Genomic DNA, 22,447 nt, shown 5'->3' on the forward strand with positions numbered 1-22,447 from the left:
ATGGATGCCGCTCTGCGGTACGCGGGGGTGAGCGTCGGCTACCACGGCACTCCGGTACTCACCCACGTGGACCTCGAACTGCGGCCGGGGCAGCGGCTGGCCCTGGTCGGCCCGAACGGCGCCGGCAAATCCACCTTGATCAAGTCGGTGCTCGGCCTGGCCCCGATCCTCCGGGGCACGGCCGAGGTGCTGGGCAGCGAACCGGCGGCGGCGCGTGACCGGGCCGGATACGTGCCGCAGACCGACACCCTCGACGCCGACTTCCCGGTCAGCGTCCGGCAGGTGGTGATGATGGGCCGCTACCGGCGGATCGGCTGGTGGCGCCCGGCGCGGGCCGCGGACCGTCTCGCGGTGGCCGGCGCGCTGGAGCGGGTCGGGCTGGCGGACCGGGCGGGGCACCGCTTCGGCACACTCTCCGGTGGTCAGCGCCAGCGCGTCCTGCTGGCCCGCGCCATCGCCGCCGAGCCGCGGCTGCTGCTGCTCGACGAGCCGTTCAACGGCGTCGACGCCGTCAGTCAGGAGGCCATCTCGCGGGTGCTGCGCGAGCTCAGCGCCGACGGAACCGCGCTGGTGCTCAGCACCCACGACCTGACCGTGGCCCGGGATCTTGCGGACCTGGTGTGCCTGGTCAACGGCCGGCAGTGGGCGGTGGGCCCGCCTGCCGAGACGCTCACCGCGGAGCCGCTGCGGCGGACGTACGCCGGGAGCGCCGTCGACGTGAGCGACGGCAGCATGGTGCTGGTCGAGCCGTGATCGAGCCGTTCACGCTGCCGTTCATGTCCCGGGCCCTGGCCGAGATGGCTCTGCTGGCGCTGATCTGCGGTCCGGTCAGCGTGTTCGTCTTCGCCCGCCGGTTGTCGTTCGCCTCGGACGCGCTGACCCACACCGTCTTTCCCGGCGTGGTGATCGGGTTCCTCGCCGGTGGGCTCGAGGGCGTCTTCACCGGTGCGCTGATCGCCGCGGTGCTGACCGCGGCCGTGCTGACGGTGCTCACCCGGGGCGGGCGGGTCTCGGACGACGCCGCCACGGCGGTCGTGCTGACGGCGATGTTCTCGGCCGGTGTGGTGCTGGTCTCGCGGCGATCCTCGTACACCGCCGATCTGACGTCCTTTCTCTTCGGCCGCCTGCTGACCGTGACGCCGCGGCAGATCGCCGAGACCGCCGTCCTCGCGGTCGTGGTGCTGGTGGCGCTGCTGATCGGCGCCCGCGCGCTGCTGTTCCGCACTTTCGACCCGGCCGGTGCGGCGGCGGCCGGGTTCCGGATCGGCGGCTTGGACCTGTGGCTCAACCTGATCGTCGCGCTGGTCGTGGTCGCGGCGGTCCGTGCGGTCGGCACGATCCTCGTCGTGGCGTTGCTGATCGTCCCGGCCGCGGCGGCCCGCATGGTGACCGACCGGCCGGCCGCCATGGCGGTGATCGGCACGGTGCTGATCGCCGGAGCCGGGTACGGCGGGCTGCTGGTCAGCTGGACCGCGTCGCTCGACCACGGCATCGCGCTGACCTCGGCCTCGGCGGTGGTCCTGCTGCTCGTCGTGGCCTACCTGCTGATGATCCCGGCGCGGTTGCTGCGGACCGGAGGGCGTCGCGGCCGGTCGCCCGTACCGGGAAGGAACTCCGGTCATGAACTGGTGGGATGACGCCCTGCACCGGGCCGTGGCCGAGGTGGTCCTGGCCGGGGTGCTCGCGGGACTCGTCGGGGTCCATGTGGTGGTGCGCCGGCTCTCGTTCTTCACGCTGGCGCTCACCCACGCGACCTTTCCCGGCGTGGTGGCCGCCTCGATCATCGGCGTCAACATCCTGGTCGGCGGGGTCGTGGCCGGTGGGATCATCGCGCTCGGGGTCGCCGCGCTGAGCCGGCGTCGCGGTCAGGACGCCGCGGCGGCCACGGGCGTGCTCGAGTCCGCCGGCTTCGCGCTCGGGGCCGCGCTGGTCGCCACGCAGAGCGGTTTCAGCCGGGACCTGTCGTCGTTCCTGGTCGGATCGATCCTGACCGTCAGCGCCCGGGACCTGGTCACCACCGCGGTGGTGCTCGTCGTCGTCCTCGCCGTGCTGGTGACGGCCGCCCGGCCACTGCTGCTCATCGGATTCGACCGGGCCGGTGCCCAGGCGGCCGGCCTGTCGACCGGGGCGTGGGACGTCGTGCTGCTGCTGACCATCGAGGTGGTCGTCGTCACCGTGGTCCCCGCGGTCGGCACGATCCTCGCGCTGTCGCTGATCGTGGCGCCCGCCGCGGCGGCCCGGCTGTGGTCGGCACGCCTGCCGGTGATGACGGCCCTCGCGGTCGCCTTCGCGGTCGGCAGCGGGGTGACCGGCTTGTGGATCTCGGCCCGCTGGAACGTCGCCGCCGGCGCGAGCATCTCGCTGGCCGCGAGCGCGGTCCTCGCGGTCTCCTGGCTGCGAACGCTCCCGGCCTCCCGCCGCGACGGCGGGAGGCCGAGCGAGGTGGAGTCAGCGACCCCCTGATCAGACAGGCCGGCGGCTGTCTGGCACCTCGTCCTCCAGGTCCACCACGTGGATGAGGTTGAACTTCAGATTCACCTTGCAGTTCGGGCTGCCACCCTTGATGGTGTGTTCGCCGAGCGGGACGGGATACGTGAGCTTGTAGTCGTAGAGATTGACGGGATAGTGGCCGATCCACTTGCTCTGAGTGACATTGCCGGAAATGGTGATCGAGTCCCGCCCGGGATCCTTGAAGAGAGCGAACTGGCCCGGCTCGAGATTGTGACGGTATTTCGGTTCCAGTGGAGCGCCTGTCGGCAGCGAGAGACCGGGAAAATTGAACTCTCCCTGTACGGCCGGACCGGCATACGGTTTGGCGTCCGGCCGTTCCCAGACCGTCGTGCCGTTGACCAGCAGGGCGCCAAAGAGCGCCGGGCTTTTGCACGGTCCCTTGACTTCTCCGCGCAGACCGTCGATTTTCACCACGGCGCCGACGAGCACTTTCCGTGGCGGCACGACCGCGCAGGTGGTGAGGTTGTACTTCGTCGTCTCGGAGAACGCGGCGGCGCTGTCGTCGACGACGTTGTCCACCTGGTAGGAGATCGGCACGGCCGAGCTGAGGGCGTTCTGGCCGGCCAGGTAGGTGCGGATCTTGCGGTCGGCGATCAGTGACCGGGTGGCGCTCTCGTCGCCGCCCACCGCGACAACGCTGTACCGGGCGGAGCTGAGAACCGCCTTCCACCTGGCTTCCTGATCCAAGGTGCCGGACACCACCTTGGTGTCGGCCGAGAAGGACAGGGCGTCCTTGAGTTCTTCCACCGACGATTTCGCCGTCACGCTGTAGATCAGCTTGCGGCCGTAGACGATATGCGAGACGGCCACCGGCGGATTGGCCGGGCCGATCCGCCGGGCGGCCGCCTGTACCTTGAGGTCCTTGACCGTGAAGTTCCGGCCGAAATACCCGGCCGGAGTGCTCGGCTTCACCATGCTGACGGTGAACATCCGTTGCGTGATGGTGACCAGGACACTTGATTGGCCGGCCGTCCGGCTCATTCCCAGGGAAGCGCTGGCCTTGACACCGAGATACTTCAGAGAGATCCCGGCCTTCAGCAGCGCCTCTTCGGCACTCTGCGCCTCCTCACTGGCGTAACTGTAGGCGGCGGGCGGTTGCACGCCCGTCCTCTGCGCTTCGGCGACCAGACTGTTGATCGCCTGCTTGACGGTGGCTCCGGTGGGCGCCTTGACCGTCTTGGCGATGTGCCTTCCGGGAAGGTCGGTGTAAATGGTCAACGGCGCTCGATTCCGAATGGGAAGTTCGGCGAGCGATCCGGGGCCGCCCGCATAACCGCGCCCTTGCAGCAGCCCACCGAGCCAGAGTTTGCCCGCGTCGGCGTTGAGCGCGACGATGTCGTCGGGGTTGGCGGTGAGCGTCTTGGGTGTCGTCTGGCATCGATATTTCGTCTGGTCGACCACTGTGGTTGACGTTGTGGCCGGCCCGGCCGGCCGGTCGGACTCCGGTTTCGCGGTGAGTGCGGGAAGCCCCATGATGTAGCGATTCACGGCTTCGGCCGGAGTGGGTTTCACGCCCGCGGCGGTCATTGTCGACAGAGCCGCGATGGCCGCCACAATCCCCCTGGTCCTACGTACCCATTTCATTGCGAAGCACCTTTCCGTGATGCAGCGGTCTTGGATCCTTCGGGAGTGGCCTCGGGCGTCCGCCGGCAGAGGGGGTGCTGGACAGCGATCCGTCGACCACGTACAAAGCTTGGCAAAAGTGGTATCAAGCTGCTATTAGCAGGATTACGTACGGAGTTCGACGATGATCGACAGTTATCGCCGGGCGCTCGCAGGAGCCACCGCGCTGCTCGAAGCGGTCGGTGCCGCCGCTCCCCGAGCAACCCTCCGCGCGGTCGTCGCGGAGTGTCTGGGAGGCACCGCCAGTGTGTTCATCGACGGTGTCACCCGGCCCGGCACGAGCGTCTGGACGCCTCGAGCGCACGACGCGCTCCCCGAGGGCCGCGTTGCCGACGACTCACAGGAGTGGCGCCGGAACGGTTGCGGCCGGGGCATCGGTCACCACATGGCGCTGCCGGTGTCCGCCGACGGCGTCATCGTCGTGTGCCGGGCCGGCCGGCCTTTCGATGCGGGCGACCTTCGTGTGGCGCGGTGCCTGCTGCCGTTGCTCCGCAGCATCCAGCGCTACGTCGACGATGCCGATCGCCCCCGGCTGACCACCCGCGAACTTGCCGTCCTCCGTGCGACAGCCGACGGCCTCACCGCCGCGGCCGCGGGCCGCCGCCTGAAGATCTCCACACGCACGTTCGAGAAGCACCTGGAGCGGCTCTACCGGAAGCTCGGCACCCGGGACCGCGTGCACACCGTGCTGCTCGCCCAGGAGCTGGGCCTGCTGCCGGTCAGCGCGGCGCGGCCGGCGGCAGCACCCGCGTCCGGCGGAGGAGCAGCAAGGTAGCCAGCCGATCCCGCGTCCCACACTTGCGGTAGGCGTTCTCGAGATGCTTGTTGACAGTGTGCCCCGAGATCAGCAGCCGGCGGGCGACCGCCGCTGTCGACAGGCCCTCGCCGAGCAGGGCCAGTACGGTCAGCTCGCGCGGCGTCAGCCCGAAATCGGCTTCCGGTGTCGGCGTACCCGGCGGATCGAGCAGACGCCGGGTCTCGGCGAGCTGGCGGCTGACGCCGATCACCAGAGGCTGGATCGCCGCGGCCAGGTCGCGTTCCCGGTCGGTGAAGTCGCGCCCGGAGCGGCAGATGATGAAGGCGGTCGCGATGCCGATCGGCGTGGGCAGCGGAATGGCCAGATGCCGGGTGCCGCCGTCCAGGTCCTGATCACAGGAGTCGTAGGTTTGCGTCGCTCGCCAGGCGGAGGACGCGACGACGTCACTGACGGTCAGCGGGCGCGGGCTCCGCATCGCGGCGAAGGCATGCGCGAGGGGATGCTCCGCGCCATAGACGCGGGCGCGTTCGGCCCACGGGATCGTGGCGACCTCCGTGGGCGCGCACGCGACGCCGGTGATGGTGCGAGCGGCCGGGTTGAAGCCGTTCATGAACAGTGTCGCGGTGCCGCGCAGGCACTCGTTCAGCTGCCCGGCGATCATCGCCTGATAGCCGTCGACCGGCAATCCGTCCACCAGCGCAACGGCGAGATCCAGAACCCGGCGATAGTCGCGTGCCGCAATACGTGCCATCCGGACATTATCGGCGCTTTAGTGACGTAAAGTCGGCATTCCGGCCGGGCGTGGGAACCGGGCCGGGGAAAGGTCCGCTGCGCGGGCCGGTCCGGCGTGTCACCTCACCCGGGCAACGTCTGTGGTCAGGACACCAGATCCGGCGATCCGGGTACGGCTGGGCGGCCCGTTACAGTGTCGAGGTGGCCTGAGCGGCCGACGCCTGTCGCCCGGAGGTGGACTTGCCGATCGGATCGGTCCGCGGTGCGCATGGCTGGACGAAGACGCTGCTCAGCCTGGTCGCCGCCGTGGCTGCCGCCGGCGTGCTGCTGCTGGCGCCACCCGGGGACAAGAGCTCCTCCGCCACGCCGCTGACGGCGGGACTCGCCTGGCCGCGTGCCCAGCGCGGCAGCCTTCCCGCGACGCTGGCGGACGGCTCCGCGTACACCCCGGCCTGGTTCCTCGACGCCCGCACCTCGATCGGCACCGCGCTCAGCCGCGACGGCGCCCATCTGCGGCTGCTGATCCGAGGGCCCGACGAGAAGGTCCGCCAGTTGCGCCGCCTGCCCGTCCGGGGCAATCCGTCGTTCTCGGCGATAACGGCCGGCGGCGGCGTGGCGGTCTGGGCCGAAGGCGACGGCGACCTGAAACCGCAGCTGTGGGCGGCCGATCTCCGCGGTGGACGGCCGGCGCGGCGGCTGACGGCCGACATGGGCGAGGCCCGGTTCTACCTCTCCGAGTACGACCTGGTGATCGCCGACGGCCGGGTGCGGTGGGTCGCCGCCGCCGGCGGGAACGAGGTGACCGAGGTGCGATCGGTTGCCCTGACCGGTGGCGCGGTACGGCTCGAGAGGCAGCCGGGCACGTGGCAGCTGTCGGCGTGGCCGTGGATGGTGGACGGCGTCACGTCGGGTGCGGGCGCGACCACGCTGAAGAACCTCGTCACCGGTGGGTCTGTCGCGGTGCGAGCTGACCCGAGGGCGGTGACCAACTGCGGTCCGCTGTGGTGCCGCGCGGTCTCGCTGACCGAGGAGGGCACACGGGTGGAGCTCATGCGCCCCGACGGTACGGGCCGGCACAAGATCGCCGAGGGCCCGGTGGAGACGGTCACGGCCGACGTCGGCGTGCTGGGCCGGTTCGAGGTGTACGCCGAGACCGGCGGCAACGCCGACTTCTCCGGCAACGCGCGGTTGATGGTCTACGACATCGCGGGCCGGCGGGCGGTCCAGATCAGCCCGGACGCCGCCAACGTCGGATACCGCGGCGGGGTGCTCTGGTGGTCGACCGGCACCGCGGAGGTGTTCCTGCGGCACAGCCTGGATCTGCGCACCGCCTGACCCCTAGCTCGGTGACCACCGGGAAGGCCGCGCGCCGGCGCACCGGTCAGGCGTAGGGCTGCGCCGGCTCGGTGGTCTCCTGCCACGACTTGACCTCGAGATAGGCGACCTTCGCGCCGTTGACGGGGTCCTTGCCCACCTTGCTGCTGTAGACGCCGTCGATCCGCACCCAGGTGTCCGGGGCGGCGTCGACCGTCGTGTCACCGGTGAGCCCGACCTTGATCGGGCGGCCGTCGGCGGCGCAGCAGTTCAGGACCATCCGGGCCAGCATCGGGGCTCCGCCCGGCCCGGGTGTGATGAACCCGGTCAGCCGGACGGTGCGCCCCGAGAGGCTCTTCCCGCCGTCGAACACCGCCCGGGACGCGTAGTCGAGCATGCCGACGGACACCGGATCGCCCGGCGGCAGCGGCGGGTAGTCCGAGTCCGACGGCTCGGCCGCGATCGAGCCGGCCTGGCCTGCCGAGAACGCGCCCAGCGCCGGGGGAGCGATCAGCAGCAGGCCGACGACCGGCAGGATCAGCAGCCAGCCGACCCGCGGTTCATGATGCCCGTGCCCGTCATCCGGATCCTCCTGACGATGACGGAGCGCGCGTAGCTCGTACCAGATGGTCATGACCGCGGCCGCGACCAAGAGCGCGCCGGTCAGCAGAAGGAAGGGCCGCAGGCCCTCCTTGACGTAACGCAGGAACAGGTCGGTGAGCGTCGCCCGGATGATCGCGCCGCCGAACAGCAGCATGACGACGGCCTGGGCCAGCCGGTTCACAGCAGCACCGCCCCGAATCCCGCGCCGATCAGGACGGCCGCCGCGAAGGTCGCCGGCGCGAACCGGAAAGCGAACCGCCGTCCGAACATGCCGGTCTGCATGGAGATCAGTTTCAGGTCGACCATCGGTCCCACGACCAGGAACACCAGCCGGGCGGTCAGCGAGAACTGGGTCAGGGAGGCCGCGACGAACGCGTCGGCCTCGCTGCAGATGGACAGCAGCACGGCCAGCACGGCCAGCGCGATCACCGACAGCACGGGGTTGCCGGCGAGCGCCTGCAACCAGGCGCCGGGGACGATGACGTTGATCGTCGCGGCCGCCGCGGCACCCACCACCAGGAACCCGCCGGCGTGCATCACGTCGTGCCGGCACGCCGCCCAGAACGCCCGGGCCTTCGACGCGTCGTCGAGATCGGGCCGGTGCGGCAACTTGATCCACTCCGCCTTGCCCAGCCGCAACCAGAGCCAGCCCATCGCGACCGCGACGACCAGGCTCGCCGCGCCGCGGGCGACCGCCATCTCCGGCCGGCCGGGAAAGGCGATCACCGTTGCGGTCAGCACGATCGGATTGATCGCGGGCGCGGCCAGCAGAAACGCCAGCGCGGCGGCCGGCGTGACACCGCGGCGGATCAGGGAACCCGCGATGGGAACGCTGCCGCATTCGCAGCCGGGGAGGACCACCCCGGCCAGCCCGGCCGCGGGAACGGCCAGCACCGGGTGCGAGGGCAGCGCCTTGGCCCAGAAGGAGCGCGGCACGAACACCGCGATGACCGCGGAGAGCACGACCCCGAACACCAGGAACGGCGCCGCCTGCACCAGCACGGAGACGAACACGGTGGTCCAGGTCTGCAGCCGAGCACCGGAGATGATCCGGCCGAGCGGCTCCCGGAAGATCACCAGGAGGACGAGCAGGACCGCCAGGACCTCCAGCGACCCGATCCTGCGCTCGCGTCGAGGCCGCGGCGCGGACGGGCCCGCCTCGGCCAGGGCCGGCGGGCCGGCGACGCCGCCAGGTGGGGTCACGCCATGCTCCAATACCGCTCATCGCCGCGTTGTGGTCGCTTCGGACAACTGCGCCACAGTACGCGCACGAACGGCACGGTCGTTCAATCCGGGCCCGAGAGGCTCACGATCTCGCCGGCGCAGCCGAACAGAGGGGTGATGCTGACGTGGATCCGGACCGGCCGGGGGGCCGCCGCGAGCGTGCTCGCCTGCGGGGTCATGCTCGCCGTGCAACAGGCCTGGTTCTTCGGCGGATGGGGCGGCCCCGAGGTCAGCACGCTGGTCACGGACGCCACATACATCCCGCTGGCGGTCGTCTTCACCACGCTGGCCGCCCGGGTGGCGCTGTCGAAGCGGCAGGAACCCCGGACCAGGCGCGCCTGGCGGGCGATCACGTTCGCGTTCGCCTGCCAGCTGGCCGCGCACTGCTCCTGGTTCGTCCAGCAGCACATCCTGCACACGACCGGATACCCCGCGGCCGCCGACTACTTCTTCCTGCTCTTCTCCCCGTTCATGTTCGCCGGGCTGCTGATGCTTCCCGGCCAGCACCGGCGCCGCCGGGACCGGCAGAAGCTCGCGCTGGACTCGCTGATCGTCGGCGCCGGTGGATTCATCGCCATCTGGTATCTGCTGCTCGGCCCGATCCTCAACGCGCCGGGTATGACGCGATGGGAGCGCATGTTCACGGCCGCGCTGCCGATCGGCGATCTGCTGCTCGTGCTGGCCATGTCGACCGCCATGCTGCGGCGTCATCAGCCGGAGGTGCCCGCCCCGGTCCGGCTGCTCGCCGGGGCGATCGCGCTGACCGTGACGGCCGATGTCTCGTACAGCTGGATCCAGCTGCACGGCGGTTTCACCGGCGGTTCCTGGCCGGACCTGCTGTGGCTGGCCGGCTGCTTCCTGCTGGTGGTGGCCGCCGATCAGCAATACCGCCGGCCGCGGCACCCCGCGCCGAGACGCGCCGATCGCACCGCGGTCTTCATTCTTCCGTACGCGGCCAGCATCGCCGCCTACCTCCTGCTCGCCGAGCAGTCGTCGCACCTGCCGCTCGACCCGTACGGTGGCATGATCTTGGGCTCTGCCGTGCTCACCCTGCTGGTGATGGCCCGCCAGATGCACGCGCTGCGCGACAACCGCGAAATGGCGGTCACCGACGGGCTGACCGGTCTGGCCAACCGCACCCTGGTCGCCGAGCGCCTGGAACAGCTCGCCCGCCAGCCGATCCGCCCGGGCCGGCACACCGCGGTCATGCTCATCGACCTCGACCGGTTCAAGCCCGTCAACGACACGTTCGGCCATGACGCGGGCGACGCCGTGCTGATCGCCGCCGCCGACGCGATGCGCGGCGTGATCCGGGGCGGCGACCTGGCCGGCCGTCTCGGCGGCGACGAGTTCGCCATCCTCATCCAGGGCCTGTCGACCAGGGACGCCGTCGGCGCGGTCGCCGCGCGCCTGCTGGAGGCGCTGCGCATGCCGATCGTCTTCGGCGAACACGTTCTGATGGTCGAGGCGAGCATCGGCGTGGTGGTCCGCGACGATCCGGACGCCTCCGGCGAGACCCTGCTGCAGCAGGCCGACACCGCCCTGTACGCGGCGAAGCGCGCCGGCCGGGCCCGCTTCGAGTACTACTCGGACGTGCTGGACACCAAGGCGCGCGAGGCCGAGCTGCGTCGCGCCGTCGCCAACGACGAGCTGGTGGTGTACTTCCAGCCCGCGGTCGAACTGGCCGTCGGCGAGGTGCGGGGGGTCGAGGCCCTGGTCCGCTGGAACCATCCGGACCGCGGCCTGCTGGGCCCGGGCGAGTTCATCGATCTGGCCGAGGAGACCGGCGCGGTCGTGCCGCTGGGCACGTGGGTGCTGCGCGCGGCCTGCCGGGAGGCGTGCGGCTGGCGCACCGGCGCGTCCGGCGCCGACGGGCTGCGACTGTCGGTGAACCTGTCACCGAAGCAGGTGGCTCAGGCCGACCTGGTGCAGACCGTCGAGACCATCCTGGCCGAGACCGGCTTCCCACCGGACCGCCTCACCCTGGAGATCACCGAAAGCGTGATCCTGCAGCCCGACCCGCTCACCATCAGCCGCCTGGAGGCGCTGCGGGATCTCGGTATCGAGCTGGCGGTCGACGACTTCGGGACCGGCTATTCGGCACTGAGCTACCTGCGCCGCCTGCCGGTCACCATCCTGAAGATCGACCGCTCCTTCGTGACCGGTATCGCCGACGACGACGAGGCCCGCTCGGTGTGCGAGGCGGTCGTTCATCTGAGCCGAGCCTTCAAGATGACCGTCGTGGCCGAGGGAGTCGAGACGGTCGAGCAGGCCGCCGCCCTGATCGAGATGGGTTGCACGGTCGGCCAGGGTTTCTATTTCTACCGCCCGCTCCCACCGTCCGAGGCGGCGGCCCTGATCCGTCACCAATTCAGCGTAGGGTCGACCCATGCGGTACGCGGTCAACCTGCCGGTGATCGGTGAGTACGCCGATCCGCACGTGCTGGTGAGTCTGGCTCAGGACGCTGAACGCGCCGGCTGGGACGCCGTGTTCGTGTGGGACTCACTCGTCTTCGATCTGCGCACCCGGCCCCCGGTAACGGATCCGTGGATCGTGCTGGCGGCGATCGCGGCGACGACCGAGCGGGTCCGGATCGGGACCATGGTCGCCCAGCTCGCACGCCGGCGGCCGTGGAAGGTCGCTCGTGAGGTCGCCACCCTCGATCACCTCTCGGCCGGCCGCATGATCCTCGGAGTCGGCCTCGGCTTCTCCGGGGAGGCGGAGTTCGAGCAGTTCGGCGAGGACGGCGACGCACGAGTCCGAGCCGGCAAGCTGGACGAGTGCCTGACGATCGTGCGGGGACTGTGCACCGGCGAACCCTTCGCCTTCACCGGCGAGCACTACACCGTGCGGGAGACCACTTTCCTCCCGCGACCGGTGCAGCGTCAGGTCCCGGTGTGGGTCGCCGGTTACTGGCCGAACAAGCGACCGTTCCGCCGGGCCGCGCGGTGGGACGGCGCCGCACCGGCCGAGATGGACATCCGTGACGACGGCTTCTCCATCCTTCCGTCCTCTCCGGAGTCCGCGCGCAAGATGATCGACTACATCAGCGGGCACCGCACCAGCGACGGGCCGTACGACGTCATCGTCAGCCGAGCCCTGCCGCGCGAGCCCGGCGAACTGATCGCCGCATACGAATCGGCCGGCGTGACGTGGATCCTGCGCGACATGCTGCCGTGGGAAACCCCGCTCGACGAAGCCTTCCGCATCGTTCGCGCGGGACCACTCGGCGGGGACTGACGCCGCGCCCGCACCTGTCACCGCACGCCGGGCAGCTCCAGGGAACCGGCGAAACGCAGGCTGTCCACGTCGACGCCGATCTGCCTCAGCAGCCGGTCGCGGCTCGCCTCGGCCCGCCGGGCCAGGTCCTGACGGTCGACGCCGAGCACCTCGCCGGCCCACTTGCGCGGCACACCGTCGACGACGACCGCGGCGACGTCCTGCGACTCGGCGTAACTCACCACCGCGCCGAGGTGCGAGGCGATCGGCCGCAACCGGTTGAGGGAGAAGACGGTGAGGTCGGCCTTGGCGCCGGGGGCCAGCACGCCGATCTGGCCGGCGAGACCGGCGGCGAGCGCTCCGCCGACCGTCGCCGCGCGCAGGGCATCGCGAACCCCGTACGGTCGCGGCGCGTCCGCGTCCCCGGCCCGAGCCGCGGCGTACGCCTGACCGCGCTGAGCGCCCAGCAGCGTACGCAGCTCCCCGAGGATGTCGCTGCCGTACTCGAACTCGTTGTCCGTGCTGACGGCCTCCTGCACGCCGAAGCGGTTCGCGGTCAGCACCGGCGCGGCGGCCGCGAGCCCGTAGTGCGGGTCGGACCGCGGTACCAGCGCGACCGCGGCACCGCTCTCCGCGATCGCCCGCCAGTGAGCGTCGGAGAGGCCGATCACGTGGTCCAGCGTGACCTGCGGGTTGAGCAGTTCCGGGGTCAGTGCCTCGTCCAGGTCACCCATGCCCGCGATCGTCTCGGCGACCAGTCCGATGCCGTTCTCCGCGGCGAACCGCAGACCCGCCTGGGACGGCAGGAGCTCCATCAGGCGTACGGAGAGGCGCGGGTCGGTGGCGCAGAAGTCGCGCAGCTCGAGCACGGTCTTGCGGACGTGCCCGTCCGGCTGTCCCATGCCCACGCCGACGGCGACGACCGCGCGCAGCCCGGCCGCCTGGAGCGCGCCGATCACCGCCTGGCCGTGCTCGAGACCACGAACGTTGTGGCTGTTGTCGACGATGGTCGTCACACCCTGCTCGAGGGCGCGAACGGCGGTGATCGTCTCCCCGACAGCCACGTCGTCCGGGGTCATCAGCGGGGCCAGCACGGTGTGGGTCAGATTGAGGTACGCCATGATGTCGCTGTCGGGCGAGACCCCGCGCAGCGCACCCTCCCAGGCGTGGACGTGACCGTCGACCAGCCCCGGCGTGATCACGGTGCCGGTGGCGTCGATGACCAGGGCGTCGCCGGGCGCCGTCGAGGCCGCGTCCGGGCCGGCCGCGGCGATCGTCGAACCCGTGACGACGACGTCGCCGACGAAATCGCCCGCCCCGGGATCCATCGTGATCACGCTTGCGCCCTTGAACACGACGGTCCGGCCCGGCGTCCACTGCCCGGGCACACTACGGTCGAAGATCTCCACTGCGTTCCTCCATCGAGCACCGACGATCATGCCTTCGGCGCCAACTGTGGATCATGCGTGCCGGGTCGGCACCCCCTCGTTTGAGGGGAATGCGGAACCCGTCACCATTCGACCAGCTCCGCGCCCCGATCCGGCCCTTGGAGGTAGTGCTCGGCGAAGAGCCTGGCCACCAGCTCACCACGGGTGGTCACGCCGACCTTCTCGTAGATCGACTTGAGGTAGTCACGCACCGTGTGGGTGGACAGGAAGAGCTCCGCCGCGATCTCCTGACTGGAGAGCCCACGGGACACGGCACGCGTGACTTGCTGCTCACGCGCGGTGAGTACGTAGGCCTTCATGATGATCGGCGCGACCTGCTCGGGGCGGGCGGGTTCGACGGTCACCGCGGTAGGCCCGGCGGCGCCGTCCGAACCGTGCAGCCGAGACGCGTTGAGGGCGAGCCAACGCCCGGAGACCGCCCGCAGCCGCGTCGTGGCGGGGCCACGGTCGCGCCCCTTCGCGACGGCGGAGGCGCGCGCCACGACCGCGTGCACCGGCGTCATCGAGGCCGGAAACCGCTGCCACCCCGGGCCGCCGATCTCCTCGAACAACTGCCCGGCCTGATCGTCGAGGGAGAACAGGGCGCCGCGCTCGTCGAACAACGCCGTACCCGGGTGATCGGCGACCGCCGTCCCGCGCGCCTCCGAGGCGAAGGCCCGCAGCGCACCCGCCACCACCGGCGCGATCTGCTTCACCTGCGCGCACTCCCGGTCGCTGAACGGGGTGGCCGACCGATCCCGGTACAGGTCGAGCAGGCCCCAGGTGGTGCCGTTGAGCCGGAAGGCGGCCCGCAACTGGTCGCCGTAGCCCTGAGGTGCCAGGTACTCCCGGTAGCGGGCGCTGCGGCCGGGCCGGTTGCCGGTAGCGTCGTACAGCGTCCCGACGCCCTGGGCGCTGCGGGCCACGTCGCGGAACAGCAGGGTGTCCTCCACCAGGTACTCGCGCTCCCAGTAGGTCTCGCACTGACCCGGATCGATGTTCTCGACCCGCACGGCGCAGGTGCCGAGCAGCGTGGTCGGATCGGTGGCGAACCAGGCCGCACCGTCGAACGGGACGAGCTTGCGCAGCCGGCGGGAGACCTCTTCGAACAGCGCCAGCTCGGAACCGGCATCCTGACAGGCCCGGGTCAGCGCTTCGATCCTGCGCTCGCGCGTCGCGTTCGACATGGACATCCCTTTTGTGTCGGGTTTGAGGGCCCGCACGGTACCGCGCCCGCGCACGCGCCCGCGCTGCCCGCGCTGAGGGGGCAGTACGGCCCGGGAGATGACCGGCCGCTCTCTCCGGGAGCTCGTGCAGGGTCCGGCGCTTGACCCGGTGCACTGTGCGGCGGTCTGGGACGGCCGGCGTTATGAGCCGCTCGTGGCCTGGCTTACGAGGTGCCTTCGAGAATCTGCAGCAGGCCGAGGATGGACAGGATCTGGCGTACGACGCCGTGGGCGTTGCGAACCTGCAGGCTCTTGCCGGCTCGGTCGGCGGTGGAGTAGCCGTCGAGCAGGGTCTGGACGATCTCGGAGTCGATGAAGGAGACGTTGTCCAGGTCGACGATGACGTTGTCGGTCTTGTCGCCGGCCAGGATGTCGGTGATGGCGGCGCGGAGCTGGTCGCGGCAGCTGATGTCGAGCTCGCCGGTCAGCCGGAGCCGATGGGTCGCCGCCTCGCCGTCGGCGTGGTGGTGGGTGACGGTGATCGAGAAGCTGGCGTCGGGCACGGCCAGTTGTCTACCAGCAAGTGTCCGGTTGTCCGGCACCGGGCAGACGCGAAGCCGCTAGGAGACATGTCACTGTCCAGCGATGTATCACCATGCCCGGCACCGCCCTCGGCACTCATCATCCTCGGGCTCATCATCCTCGGGCTCATCGCCCTTGTCGCCTCCGTCGCGCTGGGGGTTGTGAAGGGACGTCGTGCCCTGCGCTGATCCGCACCGGTAGCATCTGAACGTCGTTCATGTATGGCAATGCTCGGCGAGGGTAAGCCACGGGCCATGGTCGGCTTGCGCTCGGCTCCACCTCCGCCCGCTACGGCGCTTCAGCAGTGGGTGCTGGCCGACTACGCCGATCTGCGGCTGTTGAGGGCCGCCTTGCGGCGAACCCTCGACGCCGAGAACCTGCTGCCCGGCAAGGAGGTGGAGGACCTGGCGCACCGCATGACGGTCGTGGCGACAGAGCTGGCGACGAACGCACTGAGTCATGCGCGGTCTCCCGCGACGGTACGGCTGAGCCGTACCAGGAAGGCACTTGTTCTCGATGTCGCCGATGGCGCGCTGTCCGCTCCTCCGGAGGTGCTGCGGGCACGTCCTCTCGGAGCCGGTGGGCGCGGCCTCCAGATCGTTCAGGAGATGGCAACCGACTCCGGCTGGTACACCACGAACCATGCCAAGCACGTCTGGGCCGAATTCGGCATCCCGCGGCGCGGCAGGCGATTCGCTACCCCGCGTATTTCGGTGTTCGACCTCGAGACCTTCATCCGGCTCCTACGCCGCACAGGCAGTTGAACACCGGACGCGGAGGCGGGGTTCGGCGCTGGAGGCGTTCAGCCGGTTATGGTGCGCCCGGAAGGGCGTACCTCTTCGATGTCGAGCCGCGCTTGAACGAGAAGGAGATCCACCATGGCGTGGACTAATGACCGGCGCAGGCTCGACGCCGTCGAGCAGCCCGGCAAGCCGGCCGACGAGGCGCCGCTGACGAGATCGTCGGGATGTTGCGAATCATCGTCGTGACCGGGAAACGGGGCAGCGAAGAGCATTCATGTATCGGTATCTTGTCCGGGCAGATCGCGCCGCCTTCAGTGCGGCGCCTTTTCATCGGGGAGTCCTCTGCATGAGTAAGTCCCTCTTCCGGCGCGTTGCCCGGCCGTCGGCGATCGCTCTGATCGCCGCGACCGTCACCGCGACGACTGTCCTGTTCGGCGGCGCAGCCAGTGCCGCTCCCGACTCGGGCAACGGCTCCACCCCGTCCGTCTCGGATGCCGCCCGGGCGAAGATCGCCGCGATGGCCTCCAAGAACCGCAAGGCCAAGGGCGCCAAGGCCCGGCTGGCCTCCGACAACCTCACCTTCGGCGACGTCACCGCCGACGGCAACCCCGACCTGGGTGCCGTCGACTCGACCGGCCGACTGTGGATCTACCCCGGTACCGGGTACGTGTACCCGGGCACGGGCCCCCGGTCCACGCGGGTGTTCGGCGTACGCATCGATCTCGGCCGCGGCTGGGACCAGTTCACCACGATCGTGAAGCACGGGGACTGGAACAACGACGGCAAGCCGGACATCCTCGCCCGTAACACGGCCGGCGCCCTGATCTTCTACGAGGGCACCGGCACCTCGGCGGTCTTCAAGCCGGGCAAGCAGGTCGGCCGCAGCTGGCAGTCGTTCAAGTCGATCGTCGGCACGGGCGACTTCAACAGCGACGGCCTCGACGACCTGATCGCCCAGAAGACCAACGGGGACCTGCTGCTCTACCGGGGCACCGGCAACGGGGCCAACCCGCTCGCCGGGAGCCCGGCCACGATCGGCACCAGCTACCGGGGTGACCTGCTCACCGCCATCGGCGACATCACCGAGGACGGCCGCACCGAGCTGTTCTACCGGGACGCCGCCGACAAGATGTGGGTCTACCCGAGCCGTGACGGCTCGAGCCCGATCGACCACACCAGCAAGGTCGACTTCGGCGACTGGAGCGGGGTGAACCAGCTGGCCGCGGTCGGCAACGTCTACTCCGACGCCGGTGCCGACCCGCTGTACCCCGACCTGCTGATCCAGTGGCAGAACACGCTCGAGGTCTTCGCGTTCGACACCGCGGATGCTCCGTACGAGGAGTTCTTCCTCGGTCGCGGCTGGGACGCGCTGTACGTCTTCTGATCCACCGGTTCTGATCACCACAGTCGAAGGCCCTGGCGTCCGCGCCAGGGCCTTCGGCCTGTTCGGTCATGAACATTCGAGGCCTTGACAGATCGCCTGGTATGCCCTGCGCCTGATCGACCGCATCACCGTGGCGCAGCCGTTCACCGAAGCCACCGCGGCCGCTCTGCGCCGCCGCGGTGCGGCCGTCCTGATCGCCGGCGCCGCGTCCGAGCTCGTCCGCACTGTGGCCGGCTTTCTGCTGGCCGCGACAGTGGTGCCGGCCGGCGCGCGGACGGTGATGGTCGACTACACGACCAGCATTTGTCGTCAGCGCGCTGACGTGGTGGCGCGGACCCACGGCAGGGCGAGCCGCTCGATCGTCACGAGCAGGTAATACAGGACGATGCTGACCACGGCCAGCAGTGTGATCGCCGTGAACGCCGTGGCGGTGTCGCCCTGGCCGCTGGTCTGCACGATGATCATGCCGAGGCCGGTCTCGCCGTACTGCATCTCGCCGACCACGACCCCGATCACCGCGAGCGGCATGGCGACCCGCAGTCCGACGAACATCTGCGGCAACGCGGCGGGCAGCCGTACCCATCGGAAGGTCTGCCATCGGGTCGCGTTCACCGACCGGGCCAGCTCCGCCAGGTCGGCGGGGGTGGTGGTCAGACCGACCGCGGTGGACAGCACGATCGGGAAGAAGCAGACCATGAACGCCATGGCCAGCACCGGGGTACGACCGTAGCCGAACCAGATCAGCATCAGCGGGGCGAGCGCCACCTTCGGCACCGCGTTGAAGGCGACCAGCAGCGGCGCGAACATCCGCTCGAACGGCCGCCACGCCGCGATGGCTGTCCCGATCAGCACGCCCGCGATCGCGGACAGGGCGAAGCCGAGCACGGCGGCGACGGTGGTGTGCCAGGTCTCCGCGAGCAGGAGGCCGCGGTAGCGCTGGAAGCCCCCGAGCACGTCGGGCGGGGAGGGGAGCACCACCGTGTTGACGGCGAACACGGTGGTGCCGGTCCACCAGGCGCCGACCGCGATGCTCAGGCCGAGCAGGGGCCAGAGCACGGCGGAGGCGGTACGACGGCGCGGGGGGCTCGGCGGGTCTGAGTCAGTCATGTCTCGTCGCGGGTCAGGCCTTGGGCACCAGGTCGAAACTGATGACCTGGCCGGGTGTGAGCCCGGCCGGGATCTGGCCGGACTCCTGCAGAAGGGTGATGCTGCCGGCGACCCGGGTGGTGTCCAGCGCACCGGCGACCACGCCGGATTCGCCGCGGACGAACGGCGCCATCAGGGCCAGCTCGGCGGACGCGCTCTGCGGGTTCGTGGTGGCCACGTTCTTCTTGAGCAGAGCGCCGGCCTCGTCCGGGTTGGTGATGGCGTCCTGCAGGCCCTTGAGCAGCGCGGCGGTGAACTTCCGCACCTTGTCGGGGTGCTCCTCGGCGTACCCGCTGGAGGTGATCAGCACGTTGCCGTAGAGGTCGGGGAGGAAGTCGCGGTAGGGGAGCAGGACGGCGTCCTTCTTGGCGATGCCCTCGACGGTGGGTTTGCCGACGACGAACTGGCCGATGCCGTCGACCTTGTGCTGGACCAGGGTGCTGAACAGGGTCTGCGGCGTGCCGTTGACGAACGTCACCTTGGCGGGGTCGACGCCGGCCTTCTTCGCGTACGTCGGGAAGAGGTTGCGCACGACCGAGCCGGGGGTGTCGGCGAGGGTCTTGCCCTCCAGGTCCTTCGGGGCGGTGACGCCGTAGCCCTGCAGCGACATGATCGCGGCCATGGTGTGCTGCTGGATCGCGGCGACCGCGGTGAAGCCGGTGACCTTCTGCTCGCCCCCGGCGGCGAGCAGGCCGCCCGTGAGGTCGATGGGCGTGAACTGGACCTGGCCGGCCACGACGTTCTTGATGTTCTCCAGGCTGCCGTTACCCGCCTTGATCTCGACGTCGAACCCGGCGTCGCGGAAGTAGCCCTTCTCCTTGGCCACGTAGGCGTACGCGTCGCGGCCGAACGTGCCGAACGAGGTCAGGTAGGTGATCTTCTCCAGTGGCTGAGCGCCGCCGCCGGTGTCGCCGCCGCAGCCGGTCGTGGCGGTGAGGCTGAGGGCGAGCGCTGCCGCAGCGAGCGTACGGATGAAGGTCTTTCTGGGCACGTGTTTCCTTCCCGGCCGAGGGGCTGGACTCGGCCTCAGCCTAGGGGAGATCGAAAACCATTGTGGACCCGGCTAATCTGCTGCGATGCGCGTCTGCCTGTTCACCGAGCCGCATCGCGGCGCCACTTACGACACCCAGCTACGGCTCGCGCGGCACGCCGAGGACGCCGGGTTCGAGGGGTTCTTCCGGGCCGACCACTACCGGTCGATGGGCGCCGACGAGGGACTGCCGGGCCCGACCGACGCATGGCTGACATTGGCCGGGCTGGCGCGGGAGACGTCGCGGATCCGGCTGGGCACGCTGGTCAACTCGGTGACGTTCCGGCTGCCCGGCCCGCTGGCGATCATGGCGGCCCAGGTGGACGCGATGAGTGGTGGCCGGGTCGAGCTGGGCATGGGCGCCGGCTGGTTCGAACGGGAGCACACGGCGTACGGCATCCCGTTCCCGCCGCGTGGTGAGCGGTTCGACCGGCTGGCCGAGCAGCTGGAGATCATCAGGGGTCTGTGGTCGGCGCCGGGACCGTACTCGTACGAGGGCAAGCACTACCGGTTGGTGGACGCGCCGGCGTTGCCCAAGCCGGTGCAGCGTCCGGGGCCGCCCGTCATCGTCGGCGGGCGGGGCCCACGGCGCACCCCGGATCTGGCGGGCCGCTTCGCGGACGAGTTCAACATGCCGTTCCGCACGGTCGCGGAGACGGCGGCGGCTTTCGAGCGGGTCCGGGAGGCGGCTTCCCGGTACGGCCGGACGGTCGCGCTGTCGGCCGGGGTGGTGGTGGCGCTGGGTCGCACGGACCGGGAGGCGGAGCGGCGGGCCGCGCCGCTGCACGTGCCGAGCGCGTTGCCGCCGGAGGACCCGGTGGTGGGCGTGCCGGCGGTGCTGGTGGACCGGGTCGGAGAGCTGGCAGAGATCGGCGCGACCCGGGTTTACCTGCGGATGATCGACATGGCGGACCTGGACCACGTGGATCTGATCGCGTCCGAGGTGCTGCCGCTCGTGGGCCGCTGATCCGGCGGCGTTTGGTACCGGCCAAGATCGCGGTACCTTGCGATGATGAGCATGCGCTTCGGAGTTTTCGTGCCACAGGGCTGGAAGATGGACCTGACGGAGATCGCCGACCCGGTCGAGCAGTACGAGGCGATGACCGCGGTCGCCCGGCTGGCCGACGCGGGCCCGTGGGACTCGGTCTGGGTGTACGACCATTTCCACACCATCCCGGAGCCGACCTTGAACACGACGTTCGAGTGCTGGACGGTCTCCTCGACCCTGGCCCGGGACACCAGCAGGGTCAACATCGGCCAGATGGTGGGCTGCAACGGCTACCGCCACCCGTCGCTGTACGCGAAGATCGCTTCGACCGTCGACGTGGCCAGCCACGGCCGGCTCTACGCGGGCATCGGCGCCGGCTGGTACGAGCAGGAGTGGAAGGCCTACGGCTACGAGTGGGCCGACGTCCCGCAGCGGATGGCGGCGTTCCGGGAGGCCGTCGAGGTGGTGCACAAGATGTGGACCGAGCCGCGGCCCGAGTTCTCCGGCAAGTACTACTCGATCGACCGTCCGATCAACGAGCCGAAGGGGGTCCGCAAGCCGCATCCCTCGTTCTGGATCGGTGGCGGCGGCGAGAAGGTGACCCTGAAGCTGGTCGCTCGGTACGCCGACGCCTGCAACGTGGGTGGCGGGGACCCGGACCTGATCCGCCGCAAGCTCGAGGTGCTGCGCGGACACTGCGACAACCTGGGCCGCGACTACGACCGCATCGTCAAGTCGACGAGCCTGGAGCTGGATCTGAGCGAGTCGTCGGCGGACACCGTGGGCAGGATCGAGCGGATGGCCGAGGCGGGCGCCGACTACGTGATCGCCTATGTGCCGCGGGTCGCGTATGACCACGAGCCCATGCAGCGGTTCGCGCAAGAGGTCATTCCGCAGTTCAGTTGACCGCGGGTTCGATGCCATTCGCGACCTGTCGGGAATCGGACTGCAAATCATTCTCTCCTGATTCGCAAGTGGGCGCGGGAGGAACGTCACACTCGTTATCGAATACTGGGACAATCATGAATATGCGCTGATCAGGCCTTTGTTTCGATGTTAATCGACTCGGACATATCGGGAAGTCATCGTTCGAAACGTTGATTCGACACCTCAAAGGGGCGACTTACCGGTAACAGATCGCCTCCGCACAATGGCATCATCGCTTTTGCGTAGCCCGCCGGTCGCTGACGTCCACCATCAGGAGGTAGGCATGTGCATCGAGGAATCGAACACCACCGAGCTGTCTTGATCACAAGCGCGCAGGAGGGCCGCGAAGCAGCCGTGCAGCCGGATCAGGTGTCACGGATGACGGTCGTCCTGGGTCACCGCAGCCCCCTGGTCGCCGCCGCGTTGTCCGCCACTCTCGCCCAGTTCGCGGACATGCAGGTCGTCGTGGAGTCGTGCCACACGAAGCTGCTGGCCCTGGCTCGTCGCAGGAAGCCCCGGGTGGTCGTGATCGACCACGATCTGGCCGACCCGGCCGCGGTCGCCGAGTTCTGCCGGCACCTCTGTGCGGCCTTGCCGGACACCCGGGTGCTGGTGATCGCCGACCATCAGCGGTCGGGGGGAGTTCTCAGCCGGTTCGTCAGCCTCGCGCCGCAGGTCGGACTGATCGGCACCGAGGCGGCCCCCGAGGATCTGATCTCGGCCATCTGTCAGCTCGACCGGGGCGAGCCGGTGCTCGACGCCAGGATGGCGCTGGCCGTGTTCGCCGCGGACCGTAACCCGTTCACCGACCGCGAGCGCGAGGTCCTCCAGCTGGCGGGCGAGGGTGCGCCGGTCTGCGACATCGCGGCCAAGCTGCATCTGAGCAAGGGGACGGTGCGCAATCATCTGTCCCGGATCCTGTCCAAGACGGGCGCCCGCACCAGGATCGAAGCCATCCGGCTGGCACAGGAGGCCGGCTGGGTATGAGCAAATCAGACATTACGGACTAATTCACACGGTGAGTCGGTAGATGTCGGCTCACCCGGAGCGTATCGTCCATCCTGCGGGCG

General features: G+C 70.0%; 22 protein-coding genes. 12 read left to right on the forward strand and 10 right to left on the reverse strand.

Going from position 1 to position 22,447, the window contains the following annotated elements; all coding sequences use genetic code 11:
- Genes QSK31_RS05850 through QSK31_RS05860 form a run of 3 tightly spaced genes read left to right on the forward strand, consistent with a single transcriptional unit; the run spans position 1 to position 2,463 of the window.
- A complete protein-coding gene (locus QSK31_RS05850) occupies positions 1 to 753 on the forward strand; it encodes a metal ABC transporter ATP-binding protein (RefSeq protein WP_285681738.1) in 753 nt (250 codons plus the stop codon).
- Positions 750 to 1,637, forward strand: a complete 888-nt coding sequence (locus QSK31_RS05855) for a metal ABC transporter permease (protein ID WP_285681740.1) — start codon at positions 750 to 752, stop codon at positions 1,635 to 1,637. The genes QSK31_RS05850 and QSK31_RS05855 overlap by 4 nt, the downstream gene beginning before the upstream one ends.
- Complete coding sequence (locus QSK31_RS05860; RefSeq protein WP_285681742.1) at positions 1,621 to 2,463, forward strand: metal ABC transporter permease; 843 nt, start codon at positions 1,621 to 1,623, stop codon at positions 2,461 to 2,463. The genes QSK31_RS05855 and QSK31_RS05860 overlap by 17 nt, the downstream gene beginning before the upstream one ends.
- On the opposite strand, the gene QSK31_RS05865 is transcribed toward QSK31_RS05860, so the two are convergent.
- Positions 2,464 to 4,095, reverse strand: a complete 1,632-nt coding sequence (locus tag QSK31_RS05865; protein ID WP_285681744.1) for a thiol-activated cytolysin family protein — start codon at positions 4,093 to 4,095, stop codon at positions 2,464 to 2,466. It abuts the gene before it with no gap.
- Between the two features lie 163 nt (positions 4,096 to 4,258).
- Here QSK31_RS05865 and QSK31_RS05870 point away from each other — a divergent pair, with 163 nt between their 5' ends.
- Positions 4,259 to 4,909 carry a helix-turn-helix transcriptional regulator gene (locus QSK31_RS05870; RefSeq protein ID WP_285681746.1) on the forward strand — a complete coding sequence of 217 codons (651 nt, stop codon included), beginning with the start codon at positions 4,259 to 4,261 and terminating at the stop codon, positions 4,907 to 4,909.
- Here QSK31_RS05870 and QSK31_RS05875 read toward each other — a convergent pair.
- Positions 4,854 to 5,642, reverse strand: coding sequence for a helix-turn-helix transcriptional regulator (locus QSK31_RS05875; RefSeq protein WP_285681748.1), 789 nt, complete (start codon positions 5,640 to 5,642; stop codon positions 4,854 to 4,856). The two genes, QSK31_RS05870 and QSK31_RS05875, sit on opposite strands and share 56 nt — an antisense overlap.
- A 221-nt stretch (positions 5,643 to 5,863) precedes the next feature.
- Between QSK31_RS05875 and QSK31_RS05880 the strand changes: the two genes are divergently transcribed.
- Complete coding sequence (locus QSK31_RS05880; RefSeq protein ID WP_285681749.1) at positions 5,864 to 6,958, forward strand: hypothetical protein; 1,095 nt, start codon at positions 5,864 to 5,866, stop codon at positions 6,956 to 6,958.
- A 46-nt stretch (positions 6,959 to 7,004) separates the two neighbouring features.
- Here QSK31_RS05880 and QSK31_RS05885 read toward each other — a convergent pair whose 3' ends face one another.
- Positions 7,005 to 7,721: a TIGR03943 family putative permease subunit gene (locus tag QSK31_RS05885; RefSeq protein ID WP_285681752.1), complete on the reverse strand. Its 717-nt coding sequence runs from the start codon at positions 7,719 to 7,721 to the stop codon at positions 7,005 to 7,007.
- The gene (locus QSK31_RS05890) at positions 7,718 to 8,743 is read right to left on the reverse strand and encodes a permease (RefSeq protein ID WP_502872909.1); all 1,026 of its coding nucleotides are present in this window, start codon (positions 8,741 to 8,743) and stop codon (positions 7,718 to 7,720) included. The genes QSK31_RS05885 and QSK31_RS05890 overlap by 4 nt, the downstream gene beginning before the upstream one ends.
- A 138-nt stretch (positions 8,744 to 8,881) precedes the next feature.
- On the opposite strand from QSK31_RS05890, the gene QSK31_RS05895 reads away from it, so the two are divergent.
- Positions 8,882 to 11,188, forward strand: a complete 2,307-nt coding sequence (locus tag QSK31_RS05895; protein ID WP_285681754.1) for a putative bifunctional diguanylate cyclase/phosphodiesterase — start codon at positions 8,882 to 8,884, stop codon at positions 11,186 to 11,188.
- Entirely contained in the window at positions 11,154 to 12,005 is an 852-nt protein-coding gene (locus QSK31_RS05900; RefSeq protein ID WP_285681756.1) for an LLM class flavin-dependent oxidoreductase, read from the forward strand. Before QSK31_RS05895 ends, QSK31_RS05900 begins: the two co-directional genes overlap by 35 nt.
- Before the next feature lie 17 nt (positions 12,006 to 12,022).
- Here the strand turns inward: QSK31_RS05900 and QSK31_RS05905 are convergent, their stop codons facing one another.
- From QSK31_RS05905 to QSK31_RS05915, 3 genes are all read right to left on the reverse strand, one after another.
- Positions 12,023 to 13,393, reverse strand: a complete 1,371-nt coding sequence (locus QSK31_RS05905; RefSeq protein ID WP_285681758.1) for an amidohydrolase family protein — start codon at positions 13,391 to 13,393, stop codon at positions 12,023 to 12,025.
- A 101-nt stretch (positions 13,394 to 13,494) separates the two neighbouring features.
- A complete protein-coding gene (locus QSK31_RS05910) occupies positions 13,495 to 14,598 on the reverse strand; it encodes a LuxR C-terminal-related transcriptional regulator (protein WP_285681759.1) in 1,104 nt (367 codons plus the stop codon).
- 203 nt (positions 14,599 to 14,801) lie between these two features.
- A complete protein-coding gene (locus QSK31_RS05915) occupies positions 14,802 to 15,140 on the reverse strand; it encodes an STAS domain-containing protein (RefSeq protein WP_285681760.1) in 339 nt (112 codons plus the stop codon).
- Between the two features lie 240 nt (positions 15,141 to 15,380).
- Here QSK31_RS05915 and QSK31_RS05920 point away from each other — a divergent pair, with 240 nt between their 5' ends.
- Positions 15,381 to 15,923: an ATP-binding protein gene (locus QSK31_RS05920; protein ID WP_285681761.1), complete on the forward strand. Its 543-nt coding sequence runs from the start codon at positions 15,381 to 15,383 to the stop codon at positions 15,921 to 15,923.
- A 38-nt stretch (positions 15,924 to 15,961) separates the two neighbouring features.
- Here QSK31_RS05920 and QSK31_RS05925 read toward each other — a convergent pair whose 3' ends face one another.
- The gene (locus tag QSK31_RS05925) at positions 15,962 to 16,174 is read right to left on the reverse strand and encodes a hypothetical protein (protein ID WP_285681763.1); all 213 of its coding nucleotides are present in this window, start codon (positions 16,172 to 16,174) and stop codon (positions 15,962 to 15,964) included.
- Positions 16,175 to 16,248: 74 nt separating this feature from the next.
- On the opposite strand from QSK31_RS05925, the gene QSK31_RS05930 reads away from it, so the two are divergent.
- Positions 16,249 to 17,286: an FG-GAP repeat domain-containing protein gene (locus QSK31_RS05930; protein ID WP_285681765.1), complete on the forward strand. Its 1,038-nt coding sequence runs from the start codon at positions 16,249 to 16,251 to the stop codon at positions 17,284 to 17,286.
- A 309-nt stretch (positions 17,287 to 17,595) separates the two neighbouring features.
- Here QSK31_RS05930 and QSK31_RS05935 read toward each other — a convergent pair whose 3' ends face one another.
- Together QSK31_RS05935 and QSK31_RS05940 are read right to left on the reverse strand one after the other, a co-directional pair.
- On the reverse strand, positions 17,596 to 18,393 hold the full coding sequence (locus tag QSK31_RS05935) for an ABC transporter permease (RefSeq protein WP_285681767.1): 798 nt from the start codon (positions 18,391 to 18,393) through the stop codon (positions 17,596 to 17,598).
- Between the two features lie 13 nt (positions 18,394 to 18,406).
- Positions 18,407 to 19,423, reverse strand: a complete 1,017-nt coding sequence (locus QSK31_RS05940) for an ABC transporter substrate-binding protein (RefSeq protein ID WP_285681768.1) — start codon at positions 19,421 to 19,423, stop codon at positions 18,407 to 18,409.
- A gap of 85 nt (positions 19,424 to 19,508) precedes the next feature.
- Between QSK31_RS05940 and QSK31_RS05945 the strand changes: the two genes are divergently transcribed.
- The 3 genes from QSK31_RS05945 to QSK31_RS05955 all read left to right on the forward strand — a co-directional run bounded on the left by QSK31_RS05945 (position 19,509) and on the right by QSK31_RS05955 (position 22,364).
- Positions 19,509 to 20,429: an LLM class F420-dependent oxidoreductase gene (locus QSK31_RS05945; protein WP_285681770.1), complete on the forward strand. Its 921-nt coding sequence runs from the start codon at positions 19,509 to 19,511 to the stop codon at positions 20,427 to 20,429.
- 45 nt (positions 20,430 to 20,474) lie between these two features.
- The gene (locus QSK31_RS05950; RefSeq protein ID WP_285681772.1) at positions 20,475 to 21,356 is read left to right on the forward strand and encodes an LLM class F420-dependent oxidoreductase; all 882 of its coding nucleotides are present in this window, start codon (positions 20,475 to 20,477) and stop codon (positions 21,354 to 21,356) included.
- 399 nt (positions 21,357 to 21,755) lie between these two features.
- Positions 21,756 to 22,364 carry a response regulator transcription factor gene (locus tag QSK31_RS05955; RefSeq protein WP_285681774.1) on the forward strand — a complete coding sequence of 203 codons (609 nt, stop codon included), beginning with the start codon at positions 21,756 to 21,758 and terminating at the stop codon, positions 22,362 to 22,364.
- Positions 22,365 to 22,447 lie beyond the last annotated feature (83 nt).

This window comes from Actinoplanes sp. NBRC 103695 (genome assembly GCF_030269485.1).
Classification (GTDB): Bacteria; Actinomycetota; Actinomycetes; order Mycobacteriales; family Micromonosporaceae; genus Actinoplanes.

What these genes read in the sequence shown, in the direction of transcription:
- QSK31_RS05955 (WP_285681774.1), top strand. Translation starts at nt 21,756, where the DNA reads ATGACGGTCGTCCTGGGTCACCGCAGCCCCCTGGTCGCCGCCGCGTTG.
- QSK31_RS05935 (WP_285681767.1), bottom strand. Translation starts at nt 18,393, where the DNA reads ATGACTGACTCAGACCCGCCGAGCCCCCCGCGCCGTCGTACCGCCTCC.
- QSK31_RS05895 (WP_285681754.1), top strand. Translation starts at nt 8,882, where the DNA reads ATGCTGACGTGGATCCGGACCGGCCGGGGGGCCGCCGCGAGCGTGCTC.
- QSK31_RS05925 (WP_285681763.1), bottom strand. Translation starts at nt 16,174, where the DNA reads ATGCTCTTCGCTGCCCCGTTTCCCGGTCACGACGATGATTCGCAACAT.
- QSK31_RS05865 (WP_285681744.1), bottom strand. Translation starts at nt 4,095, where the DNA reads ATGAAATGGGTACGTAGGACCAGGGGGATTGTGGCGGCCATCGCGGCT.
- QSK31_RS05860 (WP_285681742.1), top strand. Translation starts at nt 1,621, where the DNA reads ATGAACTGGTGGGATGACGCCCTGCACCGGGCCGTGGCCGAGGTGGTC.
- QSK31_RS05920 (WP_285681761.1), top strand. Translation starts at nt 15,381, where the DNA reads ATGGCAATGCTCGGCGAGGGTAAGCCACGGGCCATGGTCGGCTTGCGC.
- QSK31_RS05930 (WP_285681765.1), top strand. Translation starts at nt 16,249, where the DNA reads ATGAGTAAGTCCCTCTTCCGGCGCGTTGCCCGGCCGTCGGCGATCGCT.
- QSK31_RS05875 (WP_285681748.1), bottom strand. Translation starts at nt 5,642, where the DNA reads ATGGCACGTATTGCGGCACGCGACTATCGCCGGGTTCTGGATCTCGCC.
- QSK31_RS05950 (WP_285681772.1), top strand. Translation starts at nt 20,475, where the DNA reads ATGAGCATGCGCTTCGGAGTTTTCGTGCCACAGGGCTGGAAGATGGAC.
- QSK31_RS05945 (WP_285681770.1), top strand. Translation starts at nt 19,509, where the DNA reads ATGCGCGTCTGCCTGTTCACCGAGCCGCATCGCGGCGCCACTTACGAC.
- QSK31_RS05850 (WP_285681738.1), top strand. Translation starts at nt 1, where the DNA reads ATGGATGCCGCTCTGCGGTACGCGGGGGTGAGCGTCGGCTACCACGGC.
- QSK31_RS05910 (WP_285681759.1), bottom strand. Translation starts at nt 14,598, where the DNA reads ATGTCGAACGCGACGCGCGAGCGCAGGATCGAAGCGCTGACCCGGGCC.
- QSK31_RS05900 (WP_285681756.1), top strand. Translation starts at nt 11,154, where the DNA reads ATGCGGTACGCGGTCAACCTGCCGGTGATCGGTGAGTACGCCGATCCG.
- QSK31_RS05870 (WP_285681746.1), top strand. Translation starts at nt 4,259, where the DNA reads ATGATCGACAGTTATCGCCGGGCGCTCGCAGGAGCCACCGCGCTGCTC.